4 protein-coding genes and 1 riboswitch are annotated in these 7,736 nt (G+C 67.8%); of the genes, 2 read left to right on the top strand and 2 right to left on the bottom strand.

The window, feature by feature from the left end:
• The first annotated feature begins 47 nt into the window (after positions 1-47).
• Positions 48-554: an acyl-CoA thioesterase gene (locus O0J73_RS20490; protein ID WP_308309507.1), complete on the top strand. Its 507-nt coding sequence runs from the start codon at positions 48-50 to the stop codon at positions 552-554.
• Between the two features lie 70 nt (positions 555-624).
• Here O0J73_RS20490 and ppc read toward each other — a convergent pair whose 3' ends face one another.
• A complete protein-coding gene (gene ppc, locus O0J73_RS20485) occupies positions 625-3,336 on the bottom strand; it encodes a phosphoenolpyruvate carboxylase (RefSeq protein ID WP_308309506.1) in 2,712 nt (903 codons plus the stop codon).
• A gap of 172 nt (positions 3,337-3,508) precedes the next feature.
• On the bottom strand, positions 3,509-6,025 hold the full coding sequence (locus O0J73_RS20480) for a prolyl oligopeptidase family serine peptidase (protein WP_308309505.1): 2,517 nt from the start codon (positions 6,023-6,025) through the stop codon (positions 3,509-3,511).
• A 120-nt stretch (positions 6,026-6,145) separates the two neighbouring features.
• A riboswitch (S-adenosyl-L-homocysteine riboswitch) is annotated at positions 6,146-6,229 on the top strand.
• A gap of 36 nt (positions 6,230-6,265) precedes the next feature.
• Here O0J73_RS20480 and ahcY point away from each other — a divergent pair.
• The gene (gene ahcY / locus O0J73_RS20475; RefSeq protein ID WP_004154241.1) at positions 6,266-7,711 is read left to right on the top strand and encodes an adenosylhomocysteinase; all 1,446 of its coding nucleotides are present in this window, start codon (positions 6,266-6,268) and stop codon (positions 7,709-7,711) included.
• The last annotated feature ends 25 nt before the right edge of the window (positions 7,712-7,736 follow it).

Raw genomic sequence — 7,736 nt, 5'->3', positions numbered from 1 at the left:
CCCCCCCCCCCCCCCCCCACGACCCGGTAACCGATACAATCCGGCGCATGTCGACCGAACTGAAAACCCACCAGCTGTCCATGACCGTGCTGATGTCGCCGGAGATGGCCAATTTCTCCGGCAAGGTCCATGGCGGTGCGATCCTGCGCCTGCTCGACCAGGTCGCCTACGCCTGCGCCAGCCGCTACGCCGGCAGCTACGTGGTCACCCTGTCGGTGGACCAGGTGATGTTCCGCCAGCCCATCGCGGTGGGCGAGCTGGTCACCTTCCTGACCTCGGTGAACTACACCGGCACCTCATCGATGGAGATCGGCATCAAGGTGGTGGCCGAGGACATCCTCAAGCGCAGCGTGCGCCACGCCAACAGCTGCTTCTTCACCATGGTGGCGGTGGACGAGGAAGGCCGGCCGACGCCGGTGCCGACCCTGCAGCCATCCACCTCGGACGAGAAGCGCCGCCTGGCCGCCGCGCAGATCCGCCGCCAGCTGCGCCAGGAAATGGAACAGCGGCATCTGGAACTGCTGGCGTCGAATCCGCCGTCGCCGGAAGAATGAGGTAGTGCCGGCCGCTGGCCGGCAACCTCCTCATTGCCGGCCAGCGGCCGGCACTACCCTGCCAAGTGGATCACCCCGTGTTCTGCACGCCCTGCGAAACACCGTTCACGCAGGCCACCAGTGCGCGCAGCAGATCGTCATCCTCGCGCCCGCTGGCCCGCCAGCGCTGCAGCAGGTCCACCTGCAGCACGCTGATCGGATCGACGTAGGGATTGCGCAGGCGGATCGACAGCGCCAACCGCGCATCGTGGTCGAGCAACGTCCGCTGGTCCATCAACGCCAGCAGCCAGTGCCGGGTGAGTTCCAGTTCGCGCTGCACCTGCGGGAAGAAACGCCCGTGCAACTCACCAGACAGCTTCGAGAACTGCTCGGCAATGGTGATATCGCCCTTGGACAGCACCATCGCGATGTCATCCAGGAACGTACGGAAAAACGGCCAATCGCGTGCCATCGCGCGCAGGGTCTGCTCGTGGCCGGCATCGACCGCGGCCTGCAGGCCGCTCCCCACGCCGTACCAGCCGGGAATGACCGCACGCGCCTGGCTCCAGGCGAATACCCACGGAATCGCACGCAGGTTGCCCAGTGCTGCGTCCTGACCGAGCCGGCGCGACGGCCGCGAGCCCAGCGTCATGCGCTCGATCACATCGATCGGCGTGGCAGTGCGGAAGTAATCCATGAAGCCGGACTGGCCAACGAAGGCGCGATACACCTCGCTGCTGGCCAAGGCCACCGCGTCCATCACCGGCCGCCAGTCATCCTCGCGCGGCTCAGGTGCGCGTGGCCGCAGGCTGGCGCGCAGCACCGCGCCGGTAGCCTGCTCCAGCGAACGCAGGGCCAGCGCACGGATGCCGTACTTGCGGTGGATCACCTCACCCTGCTCGGTCACCCGCAGGCGGCCATCGATGCTGCCACGCGGCGAGGCATCCACCGCGTGCGTGGTCTTGCCGCCACCGCGGCTGATCGAGCCGCCACGGCCATGGAAGAAGGTCAGGCGGATGCCGGCCTCGGCCGCCACCTCCAGCAGTTCCACCTGCGCGCGCTGCAGGCCCCAGCGCGAGGCGGCGATACCACCGTCCTTGCTGCTGTCCGAATAGCCCAGCATCACCATCTGCACGTCGTCGCGTGCTTGCAGGTGTGCGCGATAGATCGGGTCGGCCAGCAGATCACGCAGGGTCGCTGTGCCGCGCTTGAGGTCATCCACGGTCTCGAACAGGGGGGCGATGTCCAGCGGCACCGAACCGCCCTCTTCCACCAGGCCGCCACGGCGTGCCAATGCGAGCACCGCCAGCACGTCACTGCGGTCATGCGCCATCGAGATGATGTAGCTGCCCAGCGCATCACCACCGTGGCGTGCGCGCGCATCGGCCAGTGCGGCGAATACCGCATCCAGGCGCTGGTTGCCCTCGTCGTCACTCTTCGGCAGCGCGGCTTCACCACTGGCATGCGGCGCCAGCAGGCGCGCGCGGCCCACTGCGTCCAGGCCGTACCAAGCGCTATCCCCGCCCAGCACCGCCGCCAGCGCGCGCGCATGCACGCTCGATTCCTGGCGTACGTCCAGCCGTGCCAGATGGAAGCCGAAGGTCTTGACCCGCCACAGCAGGCGCTGCACCGCGAAGCCACCGGCATGCTCGCCGCGGTTGGCGCGCAGGCTGTCGAGGATCAGTTGCAGGTCGTCGATCAGTTCATCCGGGCCGGCATAGGCGCCGTCGCCATCATCCAGCGTGGCCTGCAGGCGCGCACGCATGCGGTCATTGAGCAGGCGGTAGGGCATATCGGCGTGGCGCGGGCGCGACTGCACCTGCGGCAGCAGCTGCTGGTAGTGCGCCACGCGCGCCTGCAGCGCATCGCTCACGCCGACCCGCTCGGTGGACTGGCTGAGCAGGCTGGCCAGCTGCAGCAGTTCCTTCTGGTAACGCCCCAGCACCGCCTGCCGTTGCGCATCCAGCGTGTTGCGGATGGTGCTGGCATCCACGTTTGGATTGCCATCCATGTCGCCACCCACCCAGGTGCCGAAGCGCAGCAGTCGCGGCAGCGGCAGCTCTTCGCCGTAGGTATCGCGCAGCGCCTGCTGCAGCGATTCGTACAGCACCGGTATCACCCGGTACAGCACCTGCACCAGGTAGAAGCCGACGTGCTCGCGCTCGTCATCGACGGTGGGCCGCACCGGCGAGGAATCGGTGGTCTGCCACGAAGCGGTCAATGCCATGCGGAAGCGCGCGGCATCTGCGGCGGCCTCACCCGGCGTGCGCTGGCCGTCGAGGTTGTCGACCAGGCTGGCCACCATCAGCTGCTCTTTCTCCAGCAGCGCGCGGCGCACGGCTTCGGTGGGATGCGCGGTGAACACCGGTTCGATATCGATGCGCGGCAGCCACTGCGCCAGTTCGTCCAGGCCCACGCCCTGCGCCTTCAGGTGCTGCAGCGCGTCCTGCAGGCCATCGGGCTGCGGCGCGGCAGTGCCGGCCCGCTGATAGTCACGCCGGCGGCGGATGCGATGCACGCGCTCGGCGATGTTGACCACCTGGAAGTAGGTGCTGAAGGCCCGCACCATGGTTTCGGCCTGCTGCGGCGTGCGCCCGGCCAGCCCTTCGGCCAGCTCCGACAGCGGCGCCTGGTTCTCGCGGCGGGCGATGGCGCGGGTGCGCACGTCCTCGACATCGTCGAGGAAGGCGGCGGACACCTGTTCCACCAGCAGGTCGCCAACCAGTGCGCCGAGCCGGCGCACGTCATCGCGAAGCGGAAGATCGGGAGAAGCGAACTCGATGCTGCTGCGGTACTCGTTCATCGGCGACGCACAGGCCTCGGTCAACGGATCCAGACCCCAAGCCTATCCCAGATCGAGCGTCGTGCTGCGATGCAAAAATGGTTTCATCTGGTAGTGCCGGCCGCTGGCCGGCAACCTCAGGTTGCATGGGTCCATGAGGTTGCCGGCCAGCGGCCGGCACTACCGGGTCCGGTCAGCGCTTCTTCTTCGCCTTGCCCTGCTCGGCTGGGCCGATGGTCTGCTCCAGCCAGCGCTCGCTCTCGGCCAGCATGGTCATGATCGATTCGCGCGCGCGGTAGGCATGCGATTCGTTCGGCAGCATCACCAGCCGCGCGCTGCCACCCAGGCCCTTCACCGCAGCGAACATGCGCTCGCTCTGGATCGGGAACGTGCCGGAGTTGTTGTCGTCCACGCCGTGGATGAAGAGGATCGGATCCTTGATCCTGTCGGCGTAGTTGAACGGCGCCATCTTCTGGTAGACGTCCTGCGCCTGCCAGTAGTTGCGCTCCTCGGCCTGGAAGCCGAACGGCGTCAGCGTGCGGTTGTAGGCACCGCTGCGCGCGATGCCGGCCTTGAACAGGCGGGTGTGCGCCAGCAGGTTGGCGGTCATGAACGCGCCATAGGAATGGCCACCGATGGCGATGTGATCGCGGTCGGTCACGCCACGCCGCACCACTTCATCCACCGCCGCCTGCGCATTGGCCACCAGCTGTTCGATGTAGGTGTCGTTGGGCTCCTTGTCGCCCTCGCCGATGATCGGCATCGACGGGCTGGCCAGCACCACGTAGCCCTTGGCCAGGAACGCCTGCGGGCCCCAGTAACTGATCGCGTTGAATCGGTACGGCGAATCGGTGACCTGGCTGGCCGCGGCCGCGCTCTTGAACTCACCCGGGTAGGCCCACATCAGCAGCGGGCGCGGGCCGTCACGCTTCGGGTCGTAGCCCGGCGGCAGCAGCAGGGTCGCGGTTAGATCCACGCCGTCCTTGCGCTTGTAGCGGATCTGCTCCTTCTGCACGCCCTTCAGCTGCGGCAGCGGGTGGGCAAAGTGGGTCAGTGCGCGCGGGGCGGCGCCGGCATCGGCCAGCGACTGCACGTAGAAGTTGGCCGGCTCGTCCGGGCTTTCACGGCTCAGCAGCAGCGAGCTGCCCTGTTCGTCCAGCAGCGCAACCGGCAACGAATAGCTCGGTGCCTGCGAGTGGAACAGGCGCGTCGCCTTGCCCGTGGCGATGTCGAAGCGATCGACGAACGGGCGGTCGCCTTCCGGCGAGGCACCGGCACCGGCCAGGTACAGGCTGCTGCCATCGGTGCTGGTCTGCAGCAGCGAGCGGCCGCGGTCGTCGCTGGACATCAGCGGCCGGCCCGGATCGGCGTAGCGGTCCTGCGCATCGCGATCCCACAGCAGGCGCGGCTCGGCACCGGCGTTGTCCGGGGCGATCAGCCAGGTCTTGGTCTTGCGGGTCTTCCACCACGATTCGGTCAGCAGGGCCAGGTCGCCACGGCCCCAGCTGATGCCGGCCAGGCGGCTGCCGAGCTGGGCCAGGGTTACCGGCGGTTTGTCGAACGGTGCGGCCTGAATCAGTACCGCATCGCGCACCTTGGCCTCCCGGTTCGGGTCGCCGCCGTCCTGCGCCTCGGCCCACACCAGGGTGGCATCGGCATCACCGCGCCAGCGGATGTCACGCACGCCGGTCACCTCGGCATCGTTGCCGGTCGGCAGGCCTTCCACCAGCGGGCGTACCGCTACGGTGTGCACCAGCGTGCCACTGGCACGGTCGATCACTTCGATGCGGCGCGGGAAGCTGTCCACCGGCACCACGTACGAGTACGGGCGCTGCACCGGCTGGCGCAGCACGTAGCGGCCATCCGGCGAAACCGAGAAGCCCATGAAGATGCCGGCCGCGCCGATCGGGCGGGTGTTGCCGTCGAGGCTGACTTCCACCGGCTGGGTGGTGGCGTAGTAGTCGAACTGGCGCGCGTCGGCCTCGTTCTTCAGCAGGTCCTGGTAGGTGCGGATCGAGACGACGCCGCCGCCCTGGCTGGTCTGCTGCACGGCCGGGCCGGTCGGGATGCCATCCGCGGCGGGGGCGGCGCCCAGGTTGGCCGGGCGGGTGAACACCACCAGCCCACGGCTGTCCGGCAGCCACTGGTAGCCACTGCCCATCACCGTGTTCAGGCCGGCGACCAGGCGGCGGGCGTTGCCGGCAGCCACATCCACCAGCCACAGTTCATTGGCACCGCTGGCGGCGTCCACCTGGTTGAAAGCCAGCCACTTCTGGTCCGGCGACCACATCAGGCTGGCGATCGACAGCGTGCCCGGCAGGCCGCTGATCGGCCGCTCCTTGCCGTCGGCCACGTTCATCAGCCACAGCTTCTGGCCGAAGCTGAAGCGGCTGTCGGAGAACGTGCGCGGGTTGATGCGCTGGCCGGCCAGCTTCAGTTCCGGCTGCGCCACCACCTGGATCGACGGCAGCGACGGCATCTGCATCAGCGCGGCCACGTCGCGGCGCGGCGACAGGAACAGCGACGGCGCGCGCGGCGCGTCGACCACCGCCTGCAGCGCGGCCGAGGGCAGTTCGTAGGCCGTGACGCCCTGCGCCTGCGCCGCAGCCGGCTGCGGGGTGGCCGAGAAGGCCAGCGGGGCCACTGCCAGCAGCCCCATCGACAGGACCAGGCCGGTCCAGCGCCGTGCGCGGCGCGTGTGCATGCTCATCGTTCCACCTGTGTGATGCGTGAAAACACCGACCTTAACAGGCCGTGCATGCCTGCCCATCTGCCGATGGTTGGGTCATCCCTGTGTCATGACGGTGCCGCGATATAATGGGGGTTCTCCCCTGCCGAGGGGCGCTGCGACCGGATCCCACGAGGCCCGGCCAGGCTCGGTAAGGTGGCTATGCAACAACGGCGCCCGGCCAGATGCGAGCACCCGCTCGCCCACAACCGGAGCACACGAATGAACGCTGTTGCCAAGACCTTCTCCACCGAAGGTGATTACAAGATCCGCGACATCACCCTGGCCGACTGGGGCCGCAAGGAACTGGACATCGCCGAGCACGAGATGCCGGGCCTGATGTCGATCCGCCGCAAGTACCAGGCCGAGCTGCCGCTGAAGGGCGTGCGCGTGACCGGCTCGCTGCACATGACCATCCAGACCGCGGTGCTGATCGAGACCCTGAAGGACATCGGCGCCGACGTGCGCTGGGCCTCGTGCAACATCTTCTCGACCCAGGACCACGCCGCCGCCGCCATCGCCGCCACCGGCACCCCGGTGTTCGCCTGGAAGGGCGAGACCCTGGAAGAGTACTGGGACTGCACCCTGGACGCGCTGACCTTCACCCTGGCGGACGGCACCCTGACCGGCCCGGAGCTGGTGGTTGACGACGGCGGTGACGTGACCCTGCTGATCCACAAGGGCTACGAGCTGGAAAACGGCAGCGACTGGGTCAACACCGCGTCCTCCTCGCACGAAGAACAGGTCATCAAGAACCTGCTCAAGCGCGTGGCCAAGGAGCGCCCGGGTTACTGGGGCCGCGTGGTCAAGGACTGGAAGGGCGTCTCCGAAGAGACCACCACCGGCGTGCACCGCCTGTACCAGCTGGCCCAGGCCGGCACCCTGCTGATCCCGGCGATCAACGTCAACGACTCGGTCACCAAGAGCAAGTTCGACAACCTGTACGGCTGCCGCGAGTCGCTGGCCGATGGCCTGAAGCGCGCGATGGACGTGATGCTGGCCGGCAAGGTCGCCGTGGTCTGCGGCTACGGCGACGTCGGCAAGGGCTGCGCCGCGTCGCTGCGTGCCTATGGCGCGCGCGTGATCGTCACCGAGATCGACCCGATCTGCGCCCTGCAGGCGGCGATGGAAGGCTATGAAGTCAACACCATCGAATCGACCCTGGGCCGTGCCGACCTGTACGTCACCACCACCGGCAACAAGGACATCATCCGCATCGAGCACCTGAGCGCGATGAAGGACCAGGCCATCGTCTGCAACATCGGCCACTTCGACAACGAGATCCAGGTCGATGCGCTGGTCTCGTTCGCTGGCATCAAGCACGTCAACATCAAGCCGCAGGTGGACAAGTACATCTTCCCGAACGGCAACGCGATCTTCCTGCTGGCCGAAGGCCGCCTGGTGAACCTGGGCTGCGCCACCGGCCACCCGAGCTTCGTGATGTCCAACAGCTTCGCCAACCAGACCCTGGCACAGATCGACCTGTGGGCGAACAAGGACAGCTACGAGAAGAAGGTCTACCTGCTGCCGAAGAAGCTGGACGAGGAAGTGGCCCGCCTGCACCTGGAAAAGATCGGCGTGAAGCTGACCACCCTGAGCCAGGAACAGGCCGACTACATCGGCGTGCCGGTGGAAGGCCCGTTCAAGCCGGACCACTACCGCTACTGATGCCTGCAGTGTGCCGGCCCACGGC

The organism is Stenotrophomonas sp. Sm6012 (genome assembly GCF_030985895.1).
Taxonomy (GTDB): Bacteria; Pseudomonadota; Gammaproteobacteria; order Xanthomonadales; family Xanthomonadaceae; genus Stenotrophomonas; species Stenotrophomonas forensis.
Note: the sequence above shows the minus strand (reverse complement) of the source record. Positions and strands in the feature narration are given on the sequence as shown.